Annotated in this window: 20 protein-coding genes; 5 read left to right on the top strand and 15 right to left on the bottom strand. The window is 61.7% G+C overall.

Features of this window, described 5'->3' with window-relative positions; genetic code table 11:
• Nucleotide 1: 1 nt before the first annotated feature.
• A complete protein-coding gene (locus JI748_RS07085; protein ID WP_201636350.1) occupies nt 2-430 on the bottom strand; it encodes a cupin domain-containing protein in 429 nt (142 codons plus the stop codon).
• 135 nt (nt 431-565) lie between these two features.
• Between JI748_RS07085 and JI748_RS07080 the strand changes: the two genes are divergently transcribed.
• Nucleotides 566-1,066 (top strand): MarR family winged helix-turn-helix transcriptional regulator, encoded by a 501-nt coding sequence (locus JI748_RS07080; protein ID WP_201636348.1) that lies wholly within the window; start codon nt 566-568, stop codon nt 1,064-1,066.
• On the opposite strand, the gene JI748_RS07075 is transcribed toward JI748_RS07080, so the two are convergent.
• The 11 genes from JI748_RS07075 to JI748_RS07025 form a co-directional block, all read right to left on the bottom strand.
• Nucleotides 1,067-1,465: a RidA family protein gene (locus JI748_RS07075; protein ID WP_201636346.1), complete on the bottom strand. Its 399-nt coding sequence runs from the start codon at nt 1,463-1,465 to the stop codon at nt 1,067-1,069.
• Complete coding sequence (locus JI748_RS07070; protein ID WP_201636344.1) at nt 1,462-1,875, bottom strand: acyl-CoA thioesterase; 414 nt, start codon at nt 1,873-1,875, stop codon at nt 1,462-1,464. The genes JI748_RS07075 and JI748_RS07070 overlap by 4 nt, the downstream gene beginning before the upstream one ends.
• 14 nt (nt 1,876-1,889) lie before the next feature.
• Complete coding sequence (locus JI748_RS07065) at nt 1,890-2,681, bottom strand: SDR family NAD(P)-dependent oxidoreductase (RefSeq protein WP_201636342.1); 792 nt, start codon at nt 2,679-2,681, stop codon at nt 1,890-1,892.
• On the bottom strand, nt 2,678-4,984 hold the full coding sequence (locus JI748_RS07060; protein WP_201636340.1) for a bifunctional salicylyl-CoA 5-hydroxylase/oxidoreductase: 2,307 nt from the start codon (nt 4,982-4,984) through the stop codon (nt 2,678-2,680). Before JI748_RS07060 ends, JI748_RS07065 begins: the two co-directional genes overlap by 4 nt.
• A gap of 109 nt (nt 4,985-5,093) precedes the next feature.
• Nucleotides 5,094-5,483: a RidA family protein gene (locus tag JI748_RS07055; protein ID WP_201636338.1), complete on the bottom strand. Its 390-nt coding sequence runs from the start codon at nt 5,481-5,483 to the stop codon at nt 5,094-5,096.
• 22 nt (nt 5,484-5,505) lie between these two features.
• Complete coding sequence (locus JI748_RS07050; protein ID WP_201636336.1) at nt 5,506-6,231, bottom strand: GntR family transcriptional regulator; 726 nt, start codon at nt 6,229-6,231, stop codon at nt 5,506-5,508.
• Nucleotides 6,232-6,315: 84 nt separating this feature from the next.
• Nucleotides 6,316-7,599, bottom strand: a complete 1,284-nt coding sequence (locus JI748_RS07045) for an NAD(P)/FAD-dependent oxidoreductase (protein ID WP_201636334.1) — start codon at nt 7,597-7,599, stop codon at nt 6,316-6,318.
• Nucleotides 7,600-7,601: 2 nt separating this feature from the next.
• Nucleotides 7,602-8,558 carry an ABC transporter permease gene (locus JI748_RS07040; protein WP_201636332.1) on the bottom strand — a complete coding sequence of 319 codons (957 nt, stop codon included), beginning with the start codon at nt 8,556-8,558 and terminating at the stop codon, nt 7,602-7,604.
• Nucleotides 8,555-9,493, bottom strand: a complete 939-nt coding sequence (locus JI748_RS07035; RefSeq protein WP_201636330.1) for an ABC transporter permease — start codon at nt 9,491-9,493, stop codon at nt 8,555-8,557. The genes JI748_RS07040 and JI748_RS07035 overlap by 4 nt, the downstream gene beginning before the upstream one ends.
• On the bottom strand, nt 9,490-11,334 hold the full coding sequence (locus tag JI748_RS07030; protein WP_201636328.1) for a dipeptide ABC transporter ATP-binding protein: 1,845 nt from the start codon (nt 11,332-11,334) through the stop codon (nt 9,490-9,492). The genes JI748_RS07035 and JI748_RS07030 overlap by 4 nt, the downstream gene beginning before the upstream one ends.
• Nucleotides 11,335-11,414: 80 nt before the next feature.
• A complete protein-coding gene (locus JI748_RS07025; RefSeq protein ID WP_201636326.1) occupies nt 11,415-13,154 on the bottom strand; it encodes an ABC transporter substrate-binding protein in 1,740 nt (579 codons plus the stop codon).
• 363 nt (nt 13,155-13,517) lie between these two features.
• Here JI748_RS07025 and JI748_RS07020 point away from each other — a divergent pair, with 363 nt between their 5' ends.
• Nucleotides 13,518-14,699, top strand: coding sequence for a metal-dependent hydrolase family protein (locus tag JI748_RS07020; protein WP_201636323.1), 1,182 nt, complete (start codon nt 13,518-13,520; stop codon nt 14,697-14,699).
• Between the two features lie 33 nt (nt 14,700-14,732).
• Entirely contained in the window at nt 14,733-16,799 is a 2,067-nt protein-coding gene (locus tag JI748_RS07015) for a prolyl oligopeptidase family serine peptidase (RefSeq protein WP_201636321.1), read from the top strand.
• A gap of 104 nt (nt 16,800-16,903) precedes the next feature.
• On the opposite strand, the gene JI748_RS07010 is transcribed toward JI748_RS07015, so the two are convergent.
• Genes JI748_RS07010 through JI748_RS07000 form a run of 3 tightly spaced genes read right to left on the bottom strand, consistent with a single transcriptional unit; the run spans nt 16,904 to nt 19,545 of the window.
• A complete protein-coding gene (locus tag JI748_RS07010; protein WP_325166905.1) occupies nt 16,904-17,401 on the bottom strand; it encodes a GAF domain-containing protein in 498 nt (165 codons plus the stop codon).
• The gene (locus JI748_RS07005) at nt 17,398-18,561 is read right to left on the bottom strand and encodes a hypothetical protein (RefSeq protein ID WP_201636320.1); all 1,164 of its coding nucleotides are present in this window, start codon (nt 18,559-18,561) and stop codon (nt 17,398-17,400) included. The genes JI748_RS07010 and JI748_RS07005 overlap by 4 nt, the downstream gene beginning before the upstream one ends.
• 12 nt (nt 18,562-18,573) lie before the next feature.
• The gene (locus JI748_RS07000; protein WP_201636318.1) at nt 18,574-19,545 is read right to left on the bottom strand and encodes an aldo/keto reductase; all 972 of its coding nucleotides are present in this window, start codon (nt 19,543-19,545) and stop codon (nt 18,574-18,576) included.
• A 205-nt stretch (nt 19,546-19,750) separates the two neighbouring features.
• On the opposite strand from JI748_RS07000, the gene JI748_RS06995 reads away from it, so the two are divergent.
• Both JI748_RS06995 and JI748_RS06990 read left to right on the top strand, forming a co-directional pair.
• Nucleotides 19,751-20,752, top strand: a complete 1,002-nt coding sequence (locus JI748_RS06995; RefSeq protein ID WP_201636316.1) for a GntR family transcriptional regulator — start codon at nt 19,751-19,753, stop codon at nt 20,750-20,752.
• 29 nt (nt 20,753-20,781) lie between these two features.
• Nucleotides 20,782-22,320, top strand: a complete 1,539-nt coding sequence (locus JI748_RS06990; protein ID WP_201636314.1) for an ABC transporter substrate-binding protein — start codon at nt 20,782-20,784, stop codon at nt 22,318-22,320.
• Nucleotides 22,321-22,341 lie beyond the last annotated feature (21 nt).

Below are 22,341 nucleotides of genomic sequence, written 5' to 3'. Positions count from 1 at the left end.
TTCAGACCCGCCGGAAGCCAGCAAGGGTGCTATCGTCAACATCGGGGAGGTTGACGACGATATTGTCGGGTGTGCGGGTGGTCAGCCAAACCAGTTCTTCGGTGGTCGACATGTTGACTTCGACATGTGGCCAGTTGGGCGGAACGAAGACGAAGTCGCCTTCCGACATATCGAAGAATTCGCTGTAGTTCTCGCCAAAATAGATGCGACCGACGCCCTTTAGGACATAGCCGCCGGTCTCGGCTTCGCCGTGATGGTGGGGCAGGGAGCGATAGCCGGGTTCGTTGCTGACTTTGCCGAACCAGATCTTGCTGGTGGCTGCAGTAACCCCTGGGCCGACACCTGTGACGCGGATGCAGCCGCCCGATTGACCCGTGCCAGTATCTTCCTGACCCTTGCGGGTTACGACGGCTTTGACTTCTGCGGCCATAAGGCGCTCCTCCAAAATGACGTGCTGTGCGCGACGGCTCGATAATGAGAATTTTGGTTTAGGTGTCAAGTAATTTGGGCCGCTTGAACCCGGTGCCGGGCTGGCTTAACAACATGGGCGCGAGGGGATCATGTCTTGACCGAACAATCCAAAATCTGGATCGACGCCGAAACCAAAATAAAGGACGCGCCGGACGATCACCACGATCAGTTACGATTGTGGCTTCGGCTGTTCAGCATAACGCGTCTGATCGAGAATGACGTGCGCAGCAAGCTGCAAAGCCAGTTCGACGTGACGTTTCCGCGCTTCGACATCTTGTCCCAGCTTTACCGGGTGCCCGACGGGCTGATCCTGGGGGAGCTTTCGCAGCGGCTGATGGTGTCGCCGGGCAATATCACCTCGGTTATCAAGCGGCTGATGGAAGACGGAATGATCGTCCGCAACCAGAACCCGGACGACCGGCGCGAGAATATCGTGCAGATGACCGCCGAGGGAAGGGCCAAGTTCGCGGAAATGGCGGAGGCTAATGAGGCCTGGATCCGCGACCTCACCAAGGACCTTACCCCGGCCGATATCCGCGCGCTGCTGCCGCTGCTGCAAAAGCTCAAGACGTCGGTGCGGCGCGGGCTCGAATAGTTATTCGGGAACGACGGCTAGCACCTGGATTTCGATCTTGGCGCGATCTTCCATCAAGGCGACGACCTGCACGGCGGCCATGGGCGGAAAATGCCGGCCGATGGTTTCGCGATAAGCGGCGCCGATGTCCTTGAGGCGCGACTTATAGGCGTGGCGATCGGTAAAGTACCACGTCATCTGGATAATGTGCTCGGGCTTGGCATCGGCGGCGGTCAACACGGTGACGACGTTAGCGAGCGTTTGGCGGACCTGATCGACGAAGTCATCGGACTGGAACTCGCAATTCTCATCCCAGCCGACCTGGCCGCCGACCTGAACGATCCGGCCCCGGGCAGAGATGCCGTTGGAGTAGCCGATGGGCTTGGCCCAGCCTTCGGGCTGGATGATTTCGTGGCTCATGCGGCAGGCTCCAGATATTGCGTCAGGCCGGCGCGGACATCGTCCGGCCAGGGATGGGATTTGTGGTCGACCGTCGAGGTGGCGACAATGCGCTGCTTGATGGTCCAGATCACTTCGTCGCGCACAGTGACGATGGTTTCGAGATCAAGCGAGGCGCGGCCGATATTGCGGACATGAACGGCGAAATCGAGCACGTCGCCATAGGTCGAGGGGCGCTTGAACTCGACGTTCATTGTGACGGTGGGCAGGCCCATCTTGCGCTCGTACATCAGCTCCTTCCAGGTCACGCCGAAGGACGCGAACATGGCTTCGTTGACGTCTACCAGCATGGAAAAATAGGCCGGATGGTAGGCAATGCCGGTGAGGTCGCAGTCGCCGAACCGGAGGGGCTTGGAATGTGTATAGGGCATGAAAACTCCGCTGTTCAGCCGATCATTACTTCGCCGCCGGCGACCGCAATGGCCTGGCCGGTGATGGCCGAGGCCTCGGGCAGGGCAAGCCATAGCACCGTGTCGGCCACTTCGCCGGGCTCGACGAGACGGCCCTGGGGATTGGTCCTGGCAAGCTCGGCGCGCGCCTCGTCTTCGCTGCGACCGGTCTTGCCGACGATGTTTTCGATGGCTTTGGTGATGAGGGGGGTATTGGTAAATCCGGGGCACACCGCGTTGACGGTGATGCCAGTGCGGGCCAGCTCGAGCGCCAGCGAACGGGTGAGCCCGATGACGCCGTGCTTGGCGGCGGCATAGGCGCTGACATAGCGGTAGCCGACAAGTCCGGCGGTCGAGGCGATGTTGATGATGCGGGCACCGGCCCCATGGGCCTTGATGTCGGGAAGCAGTGCCTGGGTGACGAGGAAGACGCCGGTGAGATCGGTGGCGATGACCTTGTTCCAGAATTCGGCGGTCATCTTGTCGAACGGAGCGCTCGGGGCTTCGCCGGCATTGTTGACGAGAATGTCGACCGGGCCGAAGCCGCTATGCGCGGCTGCAATGCCTGTGGCGATCTTCTCAGGGTCGGTAATATCGAAGCCGCCGACGATATGAACCTGATCGGCGGGCAGGCTTGCGGCAAGACTTTCGAGCTTGTCGCGCGCCCGCCCGGCAAGGGTCACGGATGCGCCGTCGGCCACCAGCCGGCGCACAATGGCCTGGCCGATACCGCCGGAGGCGCCGGTGACCAGGGCGTGGCGACCCGTGAGCCTAGTGCCTGAACTCATTGAGCTGCCCGCGCCAGATTGTTCTCGTATTGCGCCTTGGCCGAATAATACTGCTTGGGCCAGGCGACCGACTTGATGCCGATTTTCGCGGTTTCGTGCAACAGCCAGCTCGGATCTGCGAGGTGCGGGCGGGCGACGGCGCAGAGGTCGGCGCGGCCAGCCGCGATGATCGAATTGGCGTGGTCGGCTTCGGAAATGGCGCCGACAGCAATGGTGGGGATGCCGACTTCGTTGCGGATCTTGTCGGAGAATGGCGTCTGGAAGAGGCGGCCATAGACCGGCTTTTCTTCCTTCCACACCTGACCGGACGAGCAGTCGATGACGTCCGCGCCAGCCTGCTTGAACATTTCGGCGTAGATTGCGGCATCGGCCGGCGTGTTGCCGCCATCGAACCAGTCGTTGCAGGAGAGGCGCACGGAGATCGGCTTGTCCGCCGGCCAGACAGCACGGACGGCTTCGAAGACTTCAAGCGGGAAGCGGGCACGGTTGGCGTGACTGCCGCCATATTCGTCGGTGCGGTGGTTGGTCAGTGGGCTCAAAAAGCTCGACAGCAAGTAACCGTGGGCGCAGTGCAGTTCGAGCCAGTCGACCCCCGCTTCGGCGGCACGGCGGGCAGCGGCGACGTGGTCGTCGCGAACGCGATCCATATCGGCGCGATCCATTGCCTTGGGAACCTGGCTGTTCTTGAGATACGGAAGAGCCGAGGCGGAAATCAGCGGCCAGCTATCGTGTTCGAGCGGCTCGTCGATGCCCTCCCAAGCAAGCTTGGTCGCGCCTTTGCGGCCGGCATGGCCAAGTTGGATGCCGAGCTTTGCGCCAGTATTGCCGTGGACGAACTCGGCCAAGCGCTTCCACCCGGCAGCCTGTTCGTCGTTCCAGAGGCCAAGGCAGCCGGGAGTGATGCGGGCATCGGGGGAAACGCAGGTCATTTCGGCGAAGACGAGCGCAGCCCCGCCCATGGCGCGGGCGCCGAGGTGGACCATGTGGAAGTCGTCAATGAGCCCGTCCTTGGCCGAGTACATGGCCATGGGGGAAACGACGATGCGGTTCTGCAGGGTGACGCCGCGGACAGTGAATGGAGTGAGCATCGGCGGTATGGCGCGCTTGTCCGATTCGACATTGATGCCGTTGTGGGCCGCAAACCACCGCTCATAGCCTTCCAGCCATTTGGGGTCGCGCAGGCGCAGATTTTCGTGGCTGATACGCTGTGAGCGGGTCAGCATGGAATACATGAACTGCTCGGGCTCAAGCTGGTCGGCATAGCGCTGGCCGACGACCTCGAACCATTCCATGGCATTGCGTGCCGCGTTCTGGATACGGGCGACGTCAACGCGGCGGATGTCTTCGTAATCCTGCAGGACGGCGGGAATGGCGGACTTATCGTGGCCATGCTGATTGAATTGCCGCGTCAGTTCGATGGCGTCTTCGATGGCTAGCTTGGTTCCGGAGCCGATGGCGAAATGGGCAGTGTGGGCGGCATCGCCCATAAGCACGACGTGGGAATTGCCGTTGAAATGGCTCCAGCGGCCGCAGATCAGACGGTTGAAGTTGAGCCAGGCCGAGCCGCGCATGTGGCGGGCATTGGTCATCAGCGGCTGGCCTTCGAGCACTTCGCTAAAGGTGTCCTGGCAGAACTCGATCGAGGCCTGCTGGTCCATCTTGTCGAGGCCGTGAGCGAGATAGGTTTCCTCGGTCGTCTCAACGATGAAGGTCGAGGTGTTTTCGTCGAACTTGTAAATGTGGGCCTGGAACCAGCCGTGCTCGGTCTTGCGGAAGTCGAAGGTAAAGGCGTCAAACAGCTTGTTGGTGCCGAGCCAGATGTAGCGGTTCGGCCGCACGGCGAGGTCGGGCTTGAACTCTTCCTGATAGGCGTTGCGCACCTTTGAATTGAAGCCATCCGAGGCGATGACGAGGTCGGCATCGGGGTAGTCGAGATCGCCATTGGCTTCGGTCTCGAAGGCGAGCTCGACGCCGAGAGCTTCGCAGCGGCGCTGCAGGATATTGAGCAGCTTCTTGCGGCCGATGCCGACGAAGCCGTGCCCGGTCGTGCGCTGACGGGTGCCCTTGAACAGGACTTCGATATCATCCCAGTGGTTGAACGCGTCCTGGATTTCCGCAGCGCTTTCCGGATCCCACTGCACCATCGCGGCCATGGTGGCATCGGAGAACACGACGCCCCAGCCAAAGGTGTCGTAGGGCTTGTTGCGCTCGACCACGGTGATGCTGTGCTCGGGGTGGTTCTTCTTCATCAGGAGGGCAAAATAGAGACCTGCCGGGCCGCCGCCGATGCAAACGATGCGCATGAGCCAGGATCCTTCGCAAATACCGAATTGGTTTAGATGTAAACTAAAACCGTGACGGAATTAGTCAAGACCTAAAGCGTTTTGCAGCCGGTATTGCGTTGATGAGATTTTAGGTAGCGCGGCGCTTGCGGGCCGTGACTTCGATCTCGACTTTGATCTCCTCGACCGGAAAGCCGCAGATGATGGTGGTGTTGGTGGGGCGGGGATCGGCAAAGGTTTCGCCGAGGACTTTCGAGACAGTCATGACGTCAGCCCGGTCGGCGAGATAGACGACGACGCGAACAATGTCGGCGAGATCGGCATCGGCTTCGCTCAGAGCATTGGTGATGGTGCGGAGGGACTGACGGGCCTGCGCTTCCGCATTGGGAGAAATGCTGCCGTCGGGATTGTGGCCGGCAGTGCCGGAGACGAAGACCCACTCGCCGTCGACAAGGGCGCGCGAGTAGCCGGCCAGCTTTTCGAATTTCGATCCGGAGGAAATGGCGCGGCGTTCGGTCATAGCAAGTCTTTCAGTTCAAGGATCAGGATGCTTCGGACGTGCCGTCTTCGCGCGCCAAAATGTCGAGCAACAGGTCCTGCGAGGCTCTGATATCGGCTTCACAGGCCTTGCCTAAGCCGTCCCAGTCGCCTTGCCTGATGGCAGCGACCATGGCCGCGTGCTGGTCGGTAAAGCCGGAGGCGCGATCCGTCTTCAAGAGGTCGGTCATCCGGTCCGAGAGGAAACGGACGTAAGGCCCTGAACGAAGCCAGAGGTTTTCGATCTGGCTGAGCAGTACCGAACTGCCGGCGGCGCGATAAATATGGAAATGAAAGGCGCGGTTTGCAGCCGTCATTTCGGTATTGCTGCCGGCACTGGCGCTGGCGCGATGATGATCGAGCAGCTCCTCAAGCGTTGCAATGTCGGCGGGCGTGAGGAGAGGTCCGGCAATGCGCGCGGTCGCGCCTTCCACAATGGTGCGGGCGAGGGTAATGTCGCGCAGTTCGGGAACGGTGATGGCCGGGACATAGGCGGTGCCGGAGGCGGAGATGCTCAAGGCATTTTCGGAAGCGAGCCGGCGCAGGGCCTCGCGCACGGGCATGTGCGAGGTGTGGAAGCGTTCCGAAAGGCTTGCAATGGTGAATGGCTTCCGGGCCTCGAAGGCGCCGGACATCAGCGCGTCGCGCAATTGCTCGTAGACCAGATCATGCACGGTCTTGCGGGCCGAAACCGGCTTCAGTTCATTGGTCGAGAACTTGCTTGCAAGCATCTGATTTTTCCTCAAGCGCCAATGGCCGGTTTGCTCATAGGATCAAAGCACATCGGCAATCAAACGATTTGCGACCGATTGAAGTCACCGGGCCATCACGTCCTTGAGGCGTGCCTGAACCAGCGCAGCCGACGCGACCCATGGCGAAAAGCGGTGAAACGGTAGAGGGCGAAGCGTTCGGAGGGGGATGGGCAAGCTGTTGATGTCATCGCCAAGGGCAGCGCGGGCCAGCACGCGACCGAGTTGGGCTGTCATGGCGATGCCGCGCCCGTTGCAGCCGATGCCGCCGAACCAGCCTTCTCCCATTTGGTAAAGGCGCGGCAGGAAGTCGGGTGTCATGGCAGCGACGCCGGTCCAGACGATTTCCGGAGCGACGGCGTTCGGCAGATGCAACTCTTCGCTGAGCCGCTGCGCAACGGCCTTGCCGAGGCGGTCGAAGGCGCCAAAAGGAACGGCGGCCATGCCGCCACTGATCAGGCGGTTGTTGCGATCGAGGCGATAGGTGAAGAGATTTTGCCGAGTATCGCCGACCGGGCGACCGGAACGCGCGATGCGCTGAACGGTTTCGTTGTCTGCCGGAGTAGTCGCGATCTGGTACACACGAAGAGGAACGGTGGAACGCCCCATGCGTGATGCGATGCCGGTGGTGAAGGCATTGGTGCATTGAAGCACTTTGCCGGCAAACAACGTGGCGCCAGACCGCATCGTGAGCCGCCAGCCGGACCCTTCGCGAACGACCTCGTCCACGCACTGCCCCTCGTGCACGGTCCCGCCGCGGCGGCGGACGCTCTGTGCCAGGCCGCGCAGGTAGTCGAGGGGGTGGATGGTGCCGCCTTCGGCGTCGAGCAAGGCGCCAGTATAGATGTTCATGCCGGTCTGTTCTTGCACTGCGTCGGCATCGAGAAAGCTCACCGGGCGACCGAGTGCTCGCCAGAGCGCTGCGCGCGCCTTGAGCATGTCGGCGCCCGCTGCGCCATAGGCCGGATTGAGCCAGCCGACCTGTTTTGCATCGCAGGCAATTCCTTCTTCCTCGATGGTGCGAAAGACGGAATTGGCGCCATCGCCAACCAGGCGCAACAGGGCATTGCCCTTGTCGGTGCCAAGCTTCGAGCGCACAGCGTTCGGATCAGTCTTGGCGAAGTTTGGCACCACGAAACCGGCATTCATACCGCTTGCGCCCGAACCGATCACGCCGGCTTCGAGTACCGTAGCCGAACGGCCGGCGATCAGCAGTTCGCGAGCCGCGGTCAGGCCTGTAAAGCCGCCACCGATGATGGCGATATCGACTGACTGGGGCAGGGTAGTATCGAATTGCGCCGGCTGCCGCGCCGTGCGGGTCCAGAGCGTCTCGGGAGCGAGGGGCTTCATGATCAGGTCCGGATGCGTGGATCGAGCAGGATGTAGAGGAAATCCACGATCAGATTGGCGATAACGATAAAGAAACCGGCGAGCATGACGACACCGATGATCACCGGCCGGTCCTGCGTCTGCACGGATTGCACCGCAAGCGAGCCAATGCCCTGGAGGCCAAAGACTTGCTCGGTCACCAGCGCGCCGCCAAGGAGAGCGGCGATATCGGCGCCGAGCTGGGTGGTGAGCGGCGAGAAGATCGAGCGGACCCCATGTTTGTAGACGACCTTGCGCTCGGAAAGTCCCTTGGCGCGAGCGGTGCGGATGTAATCCTCGCCCAAGACTTCAAGCAGTTGGCCGCGGGTGAGGCGGGCATAAATCGCGGCAGAGGTGAAGGCGAGAGTGAACCAGGGCAGCATCAGGTGCCATGCCCAGATGCCCGGATTAGGGAGAAACGGACGATAACCGCCAGGTGGAAAAAGGGTCAGACCAGCCTGGCGCGGCAAGAAATAAAGAAAATAGAGCGCTGCCATCCCAAGGACGAAGGATGGAAAGCTGACGCCGATCAAAACGAACCCTTGCCCGAACCGGTCGGCGAAGCTGCCCGGCCGGCGAGCGGACATGATGCCGATCGGAATGCCCATCAGCAACCACAGAACGACCGCGCCTATGCAAAGCGAAATGGTGGCTGGCATGCGGTTCTTGATGAGGTCGAGCACCGGCTGCTGGTTACGGTAAGAATAGCCGAGATCGCCACTGAGGCTGCGGCCAAGGAAACTCACATATTGCTCTATGATCGGGCGATCGAGGCCGAGATTTTCACGAACCTGGGCGACTTGGGCTTCGGTCGCGCGCTCACCGGCAACGATGCGCGCAGGATCTCCGGGGGCGACGAAGAACAGGGTGAAGACGAAGCCGCTCAGCATGATGAGCACGAGCGCGGCGAAGCCGACGCGGCTGAGAATGAAGCGGATCATGATGCAGCTCCCGCTGCCTGTCTTTTCTTGCGCGGCCGTTTATGGCGCATGCTCGCCGGGTCGAGGGCGTCGCGCAGGGCGTCGCCAAGGATGTTGAACGAGAGTGTGGTGAAGAGCAGGGCCAGACCCGGAAACAGCACCAGCCACCAGGCGAACATGTAGATGGAGTTGTTGGCAGCTTCAGCCAGCATGCCGCCCCAGCTCGGAGCAGGTGGGACAATGCCGAGCCCAAGGAACGAGAGCGTTGCTTCAAAGATGATCGAAGTCGGAACCATCATCGTCGTGTAGATGATGATCGGCGCGCCCAGGTTCGGCAGGATATCGTTGACCATGATCGAGAAGTGCCCGGCGCCCATTGAGCGGGAGGCAAGGACGAATTCGCGCTCCTTCAGCGACAGCACCTGGCCGCGGATGACGCGACCCATTGTGGTCCACGAAAAGAAGACGATGACCGTGAGGCTTAGAGCGAGGCTCGGGCCGAAGACGGCGACCAGCGAGAGCATGCAAAGAAGGACCGGAATGCTCATCACGAGATCCATCAGTCGTCCGAGCACGACGTCGATCCACCCGCCGAAATAGCCCGCGACAAGGCCAATGGTAATGCCGATGGCGGCAGCCAGCAGCGACGCCACGACACCTATGGCTAGCGAAATCCGCGCGCCATGAGCAAGGCGGATGAGCACATCGCGGCCCAGCTGATCGGTGCCGAAGAGAAATTCGCCGTTAGGCGGAACGGGCAGGCCAGTAGGGGTCAGGCCAGTGGTCAGGAACTGTGCGACGGCGCTGTGGCCGGTGAGCGCCGCAATGCCGTCGGCTCCGACGGCCACCGCGATCAGCAGGATGATGAAGACCATCGAGACGAGACCGGCGCGATCCGCAAACAGCCGGCGGAGGGTCAGTTCGAGGGAACTGCGCTGCTTGACTTCGGTGCTCATGGGGCAAGCTCCCCGGGAGGGACCGCAAAGCTGCCGCCGCTTTTCCTGTAATGGGGATCGGCCGCGGCCAGTAGTTCGCGCGTATAGGGGTGTTGCGGGTTGTGGTAGAGCGTTTCGGTGTCGCCGCGCTCGACCACTTGGCCTGATTTCATGACGATAATCTCGGAGCTCACATGCCGGACAACCGCAAGGTCGTGCGAGATGAAGAGGTATGAAAGTCCGAGTTCGCGCTGCAGGCGGCTGATGAGATTAAGGATCTGCGCCTGGATGGACACATCGAGCGCCGAAACTGGTTCATCGAAGATGATGATCGAAGGATTGAGCGCGAGCGCACGGGCGATACCGATTCTCTGGCGCTGGCCGCCGGAGAATTCGGAAGGGAAACGGTTATAGTGTTCGGGGTTTAGCCCAACGACTTCCATCAGTTCGCGAACCCTATTCTTGCGCTGGGCGCCGTGGGCGACGTTCTGAATGCGGAACGGGTCACCGATGATGGAGCCGACACGGCGGCGGGGGTTGAGCGAGCCGAAGGGGTCTTGGAATACCATTTGCACGCGCTTGCGCATCTCGACCCAGCTGGCGCGGTCAAGGTCGACGACGCTCTTACCCTCAATGGTGACGTCGCCCGAAGTGGGCGGCAGGAGACCGGCAATGATGCGGGCCAAGGTGGACTTGCCGCAGCCGCTTTCGCCGACGATGCCGAGAGTCTTCCCCCGCGGCAGGTCGAGGCTCACGCCCTTGAGGACTTCAAGGTTAATGCTTTTGCCGAAAAGCGAGCGGCCGCCATAGGTCAGGCGGACATCGGAAACGCTGACGACGATGTCGGACGGTTGGTCGACGGGCCTCGGCACTTCCGGTGCGGGAGCAAGTGCAGCAGCGGTGCGGGAGGCCTTGTCTTCGAGCCAGCACAGCGATTGCGTGCCATCCTCGAAGACGCGTACGGGCGGCCGTTGCTGGCGGCAGATGTCCATGACGGCCGGACAGCGCGGCGCAAAGGCACAGGCTTTTTGCTCGACAAGCAGGCTCGGCGGCTGGCCGGGGATGGAGGGCAAGTCTCCGCGGGTTTCGTGATTGGGCGAAGAGCGCTGCAGGCCCAGGGTATAGGGGTGAGCCGGAGCACCGAGCACAGCATCGCCAGGGCCGAACTCCATGCGGTTGCCTGCATACATGACCATGGCATGGTCGGCGATGGAGGAGAGGAGCTCAAGATCGTGGGTGACCATGATGATGGCAGTGCCCAGTTCGCGGCGCATCTGGTTGAGCAGCGCGATGATCTGGGCCTGGACCGTCACGTCGAGTGCCGTAGTGGGTTCGTCCGCGATCAGCAACGCTGGGCGGAGCACGATGGCCATGGCGATCATGACGCGCTGGCGCATGCCGCCTGAAAACTGGTGGGGATAGTCGTGAACGCGCTTTTCGGCATCGTAAATGCCGACGCGGGTCAATGTGTCGACGGCTTCACGGAGGGCTTCGGCTTCGCTGACCTTGCGGTGGATGCGGATCGCCTCGGTGATCTGCGCGCCGATCGTGTAGAAGGGATGCAGGCTCGAGAGCGGATCCTGGGAAATCATGGCGATGCGGTTGCCGCGCAGGCGCTGCATTTCCCTGGCTGGCAGGGTTAGGAGGTTTCGGCCTTCGAAGAGGATTTCACCCGAGATGATTGCGCCCGGTAGGAGGCCCATAATGGCCTGCGAGAGCACGCTCTTGCCCGACCCTGACTCGCCGGCAATGCCGAACAATTCCTCGGCGCCCACATCGAAAGAAACGTCGCGGGCCGCATGAACATGGCCATCGCCGGTGGGAATGTCGATGTTCAGATTGCGGACGGAGAGAACGGTCATAAAGCAGTGGTCGCCAGGGGGGGCCAAAGTAAGGAGGCCGGACGCGCCGGCCTCCAAAGTGATTGTCGCTAGAGCCGCGCCTAGCGGCTCAGCCAGACATTGGTCCAGTCGCCATTGCCGCCAGCAGCATAGGGCAGGAAGTTCTGAACCGCCGCGCCGTGGTAGAGCACGGTGGTCTGCGAGATCAGCGGCACGGTCGGAGGATCGGCCATGACGATTTCGTCAACCTCGTTCCAGAGCTGCTCGGCTTCGGCGAGGTCGGACGTTGCAAGCGCCCGGTCGGCCACTTCGTTGGCCGCTTCATTGTTGTAGTCGGAGAAATTGAAGGTGCCGTGGGTACCGTCATAGGTGTATTGCGGCTGGAAGATCGAGCGGGCAGCGCCACCCGGCCAATCCGGCGACCAGCCCGAAGGCACCAGGTCCCAGACGCCGTTGAGGGCGTTGTCGAAGTTGGTGATGAGGCGCGGGTAGAAGTCCGGAGCCGGGGTTGGGATCAGTTCGATTTCAAACCCTGCCTCCTGGAGGCTCGCCTGTAGCACCTGGGCTTCGGCAGCACCGTTGCCGGCATTGCGGAACGGCATCTTGAGAGAGAGACCATCGGGATAACCGGCTTCGGCCAGCAGTTCCTTGGCCTTTTCCACATCGCCTTCGCTGTTTGGCGTCGGGTAGGGCTCGAAATCGTGGTGACCGAGAATGCCGAGCGGAAAGATGCCGTTCAGCGGGGTGGCAAATTCAGGCCCGCCCAGCTGCTGCACGATGGCGGCCTTGTTGACCGCGTAATTGAGCGCCTGGCGCACCAGCGGGTTGCGCAGGGCACCATCGTTGTTTTCGGAAACGGTGTTGATCCAGATCATGCGCGACGCACCCTCTGCAAGGGTGGAGATCTTTTCGTCTCCCTGCATGGTCAGCATCTGCACAGTGACCGGCGGGACGTTAATATCATAGAGCATGTCGCCGTCGCCGGACTGCAGCTGCTGCATGGCGGCATCGGGCTGAACTCCGGCGATAATCTCGATGGTGTCGACATAGGCCTTGCGCAGCGGATCGCTTGCCGCTTCCCATGCCTGGTTGCGAACCAGGGTCACCTGAGTATCGGGGACATAGGATTCGACCGTGTAAGGGCCGTTCGAGATGAAGTTCTCGCGGTATTCTGGGCTATCCGGCAAGTAGTCGAGCACTTCAACCGGAGCCGGAGTGGTGACCGGCAGGGTCAGCAGATAGATGAAATCGTTGGCCGCATATCTTAGCTTGAAGACGACGGTGTTCTCGGAAGGCGTCTCTATGCCTTCGACGTCACTGGACTCTATATAGGCCTTCATGGCTTCGACGGTCGGCTCGACATCGGCAAAGCCGGAGCAGAACTCGGCGAAGCCGACAATCAGATCTTCGAAGTAGGATACGGCCGGCGCTGGGATCGAGGGATTGCAAAGGCGCATGAAGCCGCGCTCGACGTCGGCGGCAACGATCTGACGCGGACCGTCGGGAGCGTCCCAATTGGCACCCTGGCGCAAAGTAAAGGTGTAGGTCAGGCCTTCATCCGTCGGCGTCGGTACGCTCTCGGCAAGGTCGGCCTGCGGGGCGATCTGCTCTTCGGCATCGGTGGATGCGGCGAAGTTGATCAGCTGGCGCGACACGGCGCGAAAAAAGCTGCCGGTGTCGGCAGTGGCGGGAGGAACGGTGTCGAAGCGGTCGACTTCCGCCGTTCCCAGAACGCGCAAGGTACCACCCGTCTGGGCCTCCTGCGCAAAAGCTCCCGCGGAGCCCATAAGAGCGAGCGTCAGCCCGGCCAGGACCATCTTAGCAGATGTGCGATGTTTCATTTTTCCCTCTTCTGCCAGGTCGGCAGTTCTCTTCACCCCAAAGATTCTTGGCGGCGTCATTCCCTCCGACGCGCAAGAAACCATTGCCTGAGCATTTGATCAAACGTGAGAATAGTAGAAGGGGTTTCGACCGTGTGTCAACGCGTCGTCAACAGTGCTGCAGCACTTATACGACCGAAACGCCCACATATGATTTTTTGATCAAACTGCCTTTACAGCGTGCTGGGATGCCGACACAGTGGCGCAAAACGGCCGGTCAGTTTATCCGGTCGATCGTTCTCGTCCGGAGGAAATCATATGTCGGCCATAGCTTTAACCAACGCCACTGTGTTTGATGGGCGAGGTGATGAAGCCATACCCGGAATGAACGTTCTGGTGGTGGATGGCCGTATCCAGGCGGTCACCGACCAATCGATTACCGGCAACGGGGTCAGAGAATACGATGTCGGTGGTCGCACGCTGATGCCTGGCCTGATCGATGCCCATGCGCACGTCTTTGCCATCAACCTTGTCGCCGAGAATGACCGCAACATCGCTCTGACCGAAATGACGGCGCGTGCAGTGCCGCGTATTCGCAAGATGCTTGACCGTGGCTTTACCAGCGTCCGCGACGTCGCCGGGGGCGATGTGGGCATTCGTAACGCCATCGCCCAGGGCTTTATCCCAGGGCCGCGCCTGTTCGTGGGTGGACCCGCTCTGAGCCAGATTGGCGGCCATGGCGATCACCGCAGCATCACCGATGAAAGCCTCGACATCGATCTTAATTCGAGCGCCTTTTACTTCACCTGCCGCATCGTCGAAGGCGTTGATAATCTTCGCAGCGTAGTGCGCAACGAACTGCGCAAGGGTGCCGATCACATCAAGGTCCTGGCCTCGGGCGGCGTCGGTTCGCCCACCGATGCGATCGAGGTGCCGCAATACAGTGAAGAAGAGATCCGCGTCGTGGTGCAGGAGGCCGAGCGGCGCGGCAAATATGTCTGCGCCCATGCCTATGAAAGCGCGGCGATTGCCCATTCGGTCCGGGCCGGCGTGCGCACCATCGAACATGGCAATCTGATCAACAGCGAAACTGCGGCAATGGTCGCCGCTGCCGATGCCTATGTGGTTCCGACCCTTGTCGCCTATGAAGTGACGGCGCAGCATGGCGAGCGCCTGGGTCTTTCGCCGGTCGTCATGCAAAAGCTCAATATGGTCAACGATGCCGGCATCGTCATGCTTGGGCTTTGTGAAGACGCCGGCGTCAAGCTCGGCTTCGGTACTGACCTCATGGGCGACATGGAATTCGCACAATTGCAGGAGCTCACCATCCGGGCCCGCGTGCAGCGGCCGGTGGACGTCTTGAAGTCGGCCACTTCGGTCAATGCCGAGATCGTGCAACGTCCCGATCTGGGGGTCATCGAAGCCGGTGCAACGGCAGATATTCTCGTGGTGGACGGCGATCCGCTCAAGGACATCTCGATCCTGACCGAGCCGGAGAAGAATCTCCGCATGATCATGAAGCAGGGCGACATCTACCGGACTGACCTCACTGCGAAGTCCGCCTGATTTGCCGCGTCATCCGCTATTCGAGTGCCAAGCATGACCACCCAAGCCGACGTTCCGCCACTGGATTTTGACACGCTCTACAGCGAGCCCAGCATCATCGGCACCTTGCCGATCGGAGCCTCGTGGTCGGCGGATGGCCAGCGCGTGGCGTTCCTGTGGAATGATGCGGGTCACACCTTCCGCGACATATGGATTTGGGAACGCGACAGCGGCGCGCGCAAGCGGCTGACGCGACTGGGTGAGGGGCGCACAAGTGGCGAGCCGCAGGGCATTTCCGAACTCGCCTGGCTAAATGGTGGGCAGATAGCGTTTGTGCTGCAAGGGCAGCTCTATCTGGCGCTCGAAGACGGCACGGTGGTGCCGCTGGCAATCGGCACGCAAGGCGTACGGACCATCGCCGCATCGCCCGATGGCGCAAAACTCGCCTTCCTGTCCGGCACATCGCTCCTGGTGGTCAATGCAGACACCGCCGCACAGTCACGAACGCTTCTTGCCGGATCGACCTTTGTTGGCGTCGAGTCGTTTCGCTGGGCTGGCCATCAACTGGTTTTCGTCGAAGCCGATGACACCAATACCCGCAAGATCGAGATCGCCTACGACTCGCGTGGCGAAGCGCGGAAGGATCGCTTCGTTCGAGCCTTTCCCGGAGACTTGCTGACCCGTCGGCGTATAGGCATGGTCGATGCCGGCGGCGGCAAGATTCGCTGGTTCGAACGCCCCGATGCCGAAGATGCCGTCTGGGGCTACGACTTATCACGGGACGGCAAGTCGCTTCTTGTCTCGAGCAGCGACCTTTCGATCAAGAACCACACGATCTTCATGTTCGACGTCGAGAGCGGATTCCGCGGCGTCTTTCTTGCTTCGCATGACCCGATCAAGATCCGGCCGGACTGGCAGGTGGCCTTCGCACCGGACGATCAGGGGCTGATCTTCCTCGATGACCGCGATGGCTTCAACCATCTCTATCATTTGCGAGACAAGGCCGGTGCGCCCGAGGCGATTACCTCTGGTCCTTGGGAGATCGCCGAATTCTTCGTCGATGCCGCGCGTGGCACCATCTACTTCATTGCCAACGAAGCCCATCCGGCCGAACGCCACGTTTACTCGGTGCCGCTGGCGGGCGGGGAAATCACGCGGCTGACTGGGCCGGCTGGGATCCATGTCCCGGTGTTTGCGCCGGACTACAGCGCGTTCATCGACCTCTTCAGCGATGACGCGACGCCGCCGGAGCTGTTTCTCCAGGATTTGCCGGATGCAAATCCGCCGCACCAGATCACCCAATCGCCCACGGCCGCCTTCGCCGATCGACAATGGGCCAAGGTGCACTATGTGCCGTTCAAGAGCCATGTCGATGGTGCCGAGCTCATGGCAAGGGTCATGCTGCCGCACGGTTTTGAGCCGAATGGCACCCATCCAATGGTTGTCGGCTCGGTTTATTCCGATGGCCTGCTCAACCAATGGGGCGGCCGGGCGGCGCATCCGAGCTGGGGGATCGATCAATATCTTGCGTCGCGCGGCTTTGTGGTCGTGAGCCCGGAAATTCGCGGTAGTTTCGGGCGGGGCCGGGAATGGAACCGCGCCATGCTCAACAGCTATGGGACGCAGGACATCGAGGACATCGCCGACTGTGTGTCGACGCTGACTGGAATGGGCTATGCCGACCCCAAGCGCGTTGGACTCTGGGGTTCAAGCTATGGCGGCTTGATGACACTGATGTCGCTGTTCAAAAAGCCGGGCTTCTATGCAGCCGGCTTTGCTGGGGCGCCGGCCACCAATGTCTGGCATGCCTATCCCGAGCAGGGCTGGATCATGGGCCTGACCGAAGGCGAAGACTTCATCGATCGCTATACAGCGCAATCGGCGCTGTTCCACAGCGAAGGCCTTTCGGATGCTCTGACCATTCTGCATGGCACCAAGGATGAGGTGGTGCTCTATGCGGACACAATGGCGCTGGTCGAAAAGCTGATCGAGCAAGGCAAGACGTTTGAACTGGTGTCGCTGCCGGGGACCGGCCATGCCTGGGCCAAGCAGAACCGCACCTTCACGCGTTTCGCCTATGGCAAGCTGGCGGCCTTCTTTGAGCGGCATTTAAGTCCATGAAGTGAGCGGACGTCGCCGGCGATCAGTTGCACTCTGGCGATGCTTCGCTGCTCTGGCATAAGGTGTGGCGAAGCCAGCCTGATGTCGCAGGCCGGCCTGCGCCTTTACCGGGCAGCGAGTACCGCAAGCTTGGCGGGCACGGAAACGACATCGCGGATCAGCTGCACGCGCTCGGGCGTAAAATGGCCGGCGACGTCGAGCATGTTGACCACTGCAATCAGCGAACCGCCGATGATGACGGGCATGTTGACGATGGACTGGCAGCCGAGCTCGTTGATGAGCTCGTGGTCGAACAAGACCTTGGCGATATCTTCGATCGTGTTGGCGACAAAATAGGCCTGCTGTGTATGCACGGTGTCGAACCAGGGCCCGTAATTGATCGGCTTGGTGCCCGAGGTCGGGTAGTTGACCGGATCGCTGGTATAGGCGCGGCGGCTGAGATCGTGCTCCATGTCCACGGTCATGACCGTAAAGAGCTTGGCACCGACCGTGGCGCGAACCAATTCCTCTAGCGCCAGATAGGCCGCCTCGGCGCCTTTTGCCTCGGCAATGGCGGCGTCGAAGCGGGCAAGAGCCGGGGCGTGTTCGGTCATCACGCTCATGCCCAATAAGTCTTGAGCGTCGTCGGCGTGTGCATGTTGCCGTAAAGATAGGCCCAGAACTCGGCGCGACGCTCGGGCGGGACTTGGCTCCACACTTCATGCACCGCCATGTCGCCGCACCAATAGGCGTAGACGAAGGGCGCGCGCAGGTTGTGGCCGAGAAAAGCCAGGCGCGAGCGGGCGGTGACAGGATCCTGGAACCCGCCTTCGGCAATGATCGGCACGATCTGGTCCAGCGTCATGCCTTCGGCATGCATCATCCAGGCGGCGTTGCAGCGGAGGGCGCCCCGCAGGCGCTGCAGCGCGACGCCAAGCTCGTCCTCGGGGCCTTCGATCCAGTCGAGAAAGAACATGCCGTTGTCGGCGATGCCTTCGAAGAGGGCGCTACTGGCGGAGCTGGTCACCACCTGGGCACCATCGAGCGGCATGGTGCCTTCGGCCACGTACCTTTCGCGCAGGGCAAGGTGCACGAGATGGCCCGGGAACACTTCATGCGTCGCCAGGTGCTTGAGCGCGAAGCGCGTATAGGGGAAGTCGAGGTTCATCAGCACCTTGCGCGACGGGTAGTCGCAATAGGCCGAGAACGGCACGGCGGAAACGCCCACCGGCTCCATCCAATGATCGGCCATCGGGTACATGGTGGCCGTGACGCGCTCACGGGCTTCGATGGTTAGCGCCCGCATGGTGTCGAGCACCTGGTCCACCGGCACGCGCACCGTTTCCTCGTAGCGCGCCAGGTCGTCCGCCAGGGCACCGCCGCTATAGCCGAGCTCGTCGAGCTTTTCGCGAATGATGCTGCGATAGCCGTCCAAGACATCGTCGCCGATACGCTGGGTGGAGACGCGGATCTGCCGGCTGACGCGGTCGGCGAAGGAGACTTCTTCCTCCCGAAATGTCGCCACAAGCGTCAGCAGCGAGTCGATCATCTCGTCGAGATAGTCGCGGCGCAGCGGGCTTTCCGCTTCCGCCGGAAGACGAGCCCGCAGCGCGTTCAAGGCGTCCACCGCTTCGTCGTAATCGGCCAGCGGGCGGGGCGTCACCTCGGCGACCGCCACCGGGATCAAGCCTTCCTTGTCGAGAAAACCGTCGCTACGCGGCGTGTTGCGATAGAGCTGGTCGATGCCGGCGGTGAGTTCTGCCAGTTCCTTGCCAAGTTTCATCTGCGCAACTCCTTACTGGTGACCGGCGACCGGCTTTGGATGGTAGGGCGCTTCCATCGCCGCCACGTCCTCATCACTGAGCTTGATGTCGAGGGCGGCAACGGCGTCGTCGAATTGATGAAGCTTGGAAATACCCACCAGCGGCGCGGTGATGCCTGAACGGCTGGCGACCCAGGCATAGGCGATCTGCGCCAATGGCCGGTCATGCCGTTCGGCCACCTGGCGCACGGCGGCGACCACCGCCTCATCCTGCTCTGCCGATCGGTCATAAAGCGCGCCGGCGGTCTTGTCGGTCTGCGAGCGGGTCGAGGCATCCGCCCCGCGCCCAGCAAGGCGTCCGCGGGCCAGCGGGCTCCAGGGAATGACGCCGACGCCTTCTGAGCGGCAAAGCGGGATCATTTCGCGCTCTTCTTCGCGATACATCAGGTTGTAGTGCGGCTGCATGGAGACGAACGGCGCCCAGCCATGGGCGCGCTGCAGGCCCAGCGCCTTCATGAACTGCCAGGCATGCATGGAGGAGGCGCCGAGATAACGCACCTTGCCGGCGCGAACCACGTCGTTGAGGGCATCCAGCGTTTCCTCGAGCGGCGTCTCGTAGTCGAAGCGATGGAGCTGATAGAGGTCGATATAGTCGGTGCCGAGGCGCTTGAGGCTGCCGTCGACGGCCTCGAAAACATGCTTGCGCGAAAGGCCACGATCGTTGGGATCCTGGCTCATGGGGTTATAGAGCTTGGTCGCCAGCACCAGATTGTGGCGCGGCACATGCGCGAGAGCTCGGGCAACTACAGTCTCGCTTTCGCCGGCCGAGTACATGTCGGCCATGTCGAAGAGATTGATCCCCAGCTCCAGCGCCTTGTGGATGATCGGCGTCGAAGCCGCTTCGTCCAGCACCCAGGGCGCCCAGTTCGGCGAACCAAAGGTCATGCAGCCAAGCCCGAGCCGAGAAATCTTGAGGCCGGTTCGGCCGAGGTTGACATAGTCCATTAGTACACCGCCTTAATATCCGTTTTGCTTGGTCGAGACCGCTGCTGCGCCACAGAGCAGACGAGCGGACCGCAAACCAAAGCCGTTTAGCGCTAAAGTGCACATAATTTCGGCGGATGCAAACTGTGGATAAATTCTGTCCAGGCCTATTGCGTCGCGCAAGTACCTGCTGTTACGGTTGGGGTGTACTAGCGCGGAAGAACACGTGTTTCCCATTGACGCTGCCAGCATCGACAAGTCCTTGCCCGTGCCCGTTGGCACGCAGCTGCATGGTCTTTTGAGCTACGCGCTGGCCTTCGGGAACATTCCATACGGCACCAAGCTGCAATCGGTGCGCCAGCTCGCAGCAGAGCTCGGCATCGCGCCGATGACGGTCAGCCAGGTCTATCAGCAGCTGCGCGACGAGGGCCTGATCGAGATGCGCGCCGGGCTCGGCGCCTTTACTGCAGGCGATCCGCGCAAGGGCGTCGACAATTCGCAGCCGATCAATGCCCTGCGCGGTGACATCGACGCTATCCTCGCCAAGGCCGAGGCGCTGGGCGTATCGCCAATGGCGCTCGTGTCCATGATCAGCGCCCGCGCCCAGATGCGCCGGCCTTCGGTGGGCCTCGACATCATTTTCGTCTGCATTTTCGAAGGACCCGGCCGCGATTACCTCGAGCAGGTACGCGCCGTGCTCCCCGCCGGCGACGAGATCAAGCTCGTCACCATCGATGCATTGCGCAAGGATCAGGAAACGCTCGCCGCCTGCCATGCCGCCGACATCGTCCTGACCTTCAGCCATCGCGAAGCCGAAGTGCGCGCGCTGCTGGGGCAGGGGGAGGTGGTGGGCCTTCGCATGCTGCCTTCGCAGGGCACGCGCCGGAGCCTTGCCGGCCTCGACTCGCGCTCCCGGGTCGCGGCGGTCACGCACTTCCAGGAATATATCGCCATCATGCGCCCCAGCGTGCGCGAATTCGCACCGCACGTTTCGGACATCCGCGTCACCTGGTCATCCGCACCGGATCTTAAAGACATCATCAGCGGCTGCGACGCCGTCATCTACGCCTCGGGCGCCGACCATGTGGCCGAACTCGTCGGTCCGGACGTGCAGTGTTTCGAATACCGGCACGCCGTCGATCCGGGTGGGCTCGACACCATTTTGACGCCGCGCCTCACCGAACTGCGCCACGTCAAGGGGCGCTCGACAGAACTCAAGATCGCCTGAGCGGTCTTCGGTAAAAAAGGGAACAGGGAATGAAAACTTTTCTTTTGACCACCAGCGCCATCGTCGCGCTGAACTTCATGCCGCTGCAGGCGGCCGTTGCGCAGGATGCCGATACGCTCGTGATCGGCGCCGACGTCGATGCCGGTACGCTCGATCCGCGCCTCACGCGTGACTCGACCGCTTCGCGCACCGCCGACCTCATCTATTCGGGCCTCGTGCACATCACGCCCGCGCTCGAGCCGGTGCCGGACCTGGCCGAAAGCTGGGAAAATCCCGATCCGACCACGTTCATCTTCAAGCTCCGTCCAGACCTCACCTTCTCGGACGGCAGCCCGCTGACCGCCGACGACGTCGTTTATACCTACACCACCCTGGTCAACCCCGATTTCAACGCCCCACAGCGCGCGCTTTATAGCCCGATCAGCGCCGTGGAAGCCGTTGACCCGCAGACCGTCAAGTTCACGCTGAGCGCGCCCTATGCACCGCTCCTTAGCTACCTCGATATCGGCATCGTGCCCAAGGCACTGGTCGAAGGCGGCACCGATATCGGTCTCAACCCGGTCGGCGCCGGCCCGATGAAGATGGTGTCGTGGAACCGCGGCAGCGAAATCGTGCTCGAAGCCAATGACAGCTACTGGCGCGGCGCTCCCGAGATCGAGAACGTCACCATCAAGATCATCGGCGACAACTCGGCTCGCGCCCAGGCTTTCGAAGCCGGCGACCTCGACGTGATCCAGTCGCCGTTGTCGCCGCAGGACATCGAGCGTCTCTCCGCTGACGACCGCTTCGGCAATGTCATTACCGCGGGCCTCGGCATCAACTACCTCAACTTCAACACCAAGGATCCGCTGCTCGCCGATCCCAAGATGCGCCAGGCCTTTGCCAAGCTCGTCGACCAGGACACCATCGTCAACGACATCTACCAGGGTGTCGACCAGGTCGCGCATTCGATCATCCTGCCCTCGTCCTGGGCGTTTTCGGACACGATCTCGCAGCCGACCTTCGACATCGAAGGCGCCATGGCCGATTTTGCAGCGCTCGGCTGGACCGACAGCAATGGCGACGGCGTGCTCGACAAGGACGGCCAGGACCTGGCCATCACGCTTGCCACGCATAGCGAAGATCCCAACCGCGTCCAGACCGTCGAATACCTGCAGGCCATCTTCGAATCTGCTGGTGTCAAGGCAACCGCGCAGATCACCGATTGGCCGTCCTTCTCTACCAATTACGTGCAGCAGGGTCTGCACCAGATCGCCGTGCTCGGCTGGCTCAACATCGTCGATCCCGATCGCCTGATGTTTGCCCAGTTCACCACGGACGGTCCGACCAACTGGGGTGGCTATTCCAACCCGGAAGTCGACACCCTGCTCCAGGAAGGCCGCTCGACCCTTGATCAGGCTCAGCGCGCGACTGCCTATCAGGCTGCCGCAACCATTCTCGCGGAAGAACTGCCATACTACGTGGTTTCGGCCCAGGGCTACCAGCTGTTCTACTCCAAGGACATCCCGGTTGAAGTCCAGGGCACGCCCCGTGGCAACCTGCGTGGCCTGATCGGTTTCACCGACTGATCGGCTAAACGCGGCCGGCGC

It is taken from the genome of Devosia rhizoryzae (genome assembly GCF_016698665.1).
In the GTDB taxonomy this organism is placed as follows: Bacteria; Pseudomonadota; Alphaproteobacteria; order Rhizobiales; family Devosiaceae; genus Devosia; species Devosia rhizoryzae.
Note: the sequence above shows the minus strand (reverse complement) of the source record. Positions and strands in the feature narration are given on the sequence as shown.

Coding starts and splice junctions, on each gene's coding strand:
- JI748_RS07085 (WP_201636350.1), bottom strand. CDS start 430: ATGGCCGCAGAAGTCAAAGCCGTCGTAACCCGCAAGGGTCAGGAAGAT.
- JI748_RS07075 (WP_201636346.1), bottom strand. CDS start 1,465: ATGAGCCACGAAATCATCCAGCCCGAAGGCTGGGCCAAGCCCATCGGC.
- JI748_RS07070 (WP_201636344.1), bottom strand. CDS start 1,875: ATGCCCTATACACATTCCAAGCCCCTCCGGTTCGGCGACTGCGACCTC.
- JI748_RS07065 (WP_201636342.1), bottom strand. CDS start 2,681: ATGAGTTCAGGCACTAGGCTCACGGGTCGCCACGCCCTGGTCACCGGC.
- JI748_RS07060 (WP_201636340.1), bottom strand. CDS start 4,984: ATGCGCATCGTTTGCATCGGCGGCGGCCCGGCAGGTCTCTATTTTGCC.
- JI748_RS07055 (WP_201636338.1), bottom strand. CDS start 5,483: ATGACCGAACGCCGCGCCATTTCCTCCGGATCGAAATTCGAAAAGCTG.
- JI748_RS07050 (WP_201636336.1), bottom strand. CDS start 6,231: ATGCTTGCAAGCAAGTTCTCGACCAATGAACTGAAGCCGGTTTCGGCC.
- JI748_RS07045 (WP_201636334.1), bottom strand. CDS start 7,599: ATGAAGCCCCTCGCTCCCGAGACGCTCTGGACCCGCACGGCGCGGCAG.
- JI748_RS07040 (WP_201636332.1), bottom strand. CDS start 8,558: ATGATCCGCTTCATTCTCAGCCGCGTCGGCTTCGCCGCGCTCGTGCTC.
- JI748_RS07035 (WP_201636330.1), bottom strand. CDS start 9,493: ATGAGCACCGAAGTCAAGCAGCGCAGTTCCCTCGAACTGACCCTCCGC.
- JI748_RS07030 (WP_201636328.1), bottom strand. CDS start 11,334: ATGACCGTTCTCTCCGTCCGCAATCTGAACATCGACATTCCCACCGGC.
- JI748_RS07025 (WP_201636326.1), bottom strand. CDS start 13,154: ATGAAACATCGCACATCTGCTAAGATGGTCCTGGCCGGGCTGACGCTC.
- JI748_RS07020 (WP_201636323.1), top strand. CDS start 13,518: ATGAACGTTCTGGTGGTGGATGGCCGTATCCAGGCGGTCACCGACCAA.
- JI748_RS07015 (WP_201636321.1), top strand. CDS start 14,733: ATGACCACCCAAGCCGACGTTCCGCCACTGGATTTTGACACGCTCTAC.
- JI748_RS07010 (WP_325166905.1), bottom strand. CDS start 17,401: ATGAGCGTGATGACCGAACACGCCCCGGCTCTTGCCCGCTTCGACGCC.
- JI748_RS07005 (WP_201636320.1), bottom strand. CDS start 18,561: ATGAAACTTGGCAAGGAACTGGCAGAACTCACCGCCGGCATCGACCAG.
- JI748_RS07000 (WP_201636318.1), bottom strand. CDS start 19,545: ATGGACTATGTCAACCTCGGCCGAACCGGCCTCAAGATTTCTCGGCTC.
- JI748_RS06990 (WP_201636314.1), top strand. CDS start 20,782: ATGAAAACTTTTCTTTTGACCACCAGCGCCATCGTCGCGCTGAACTTC.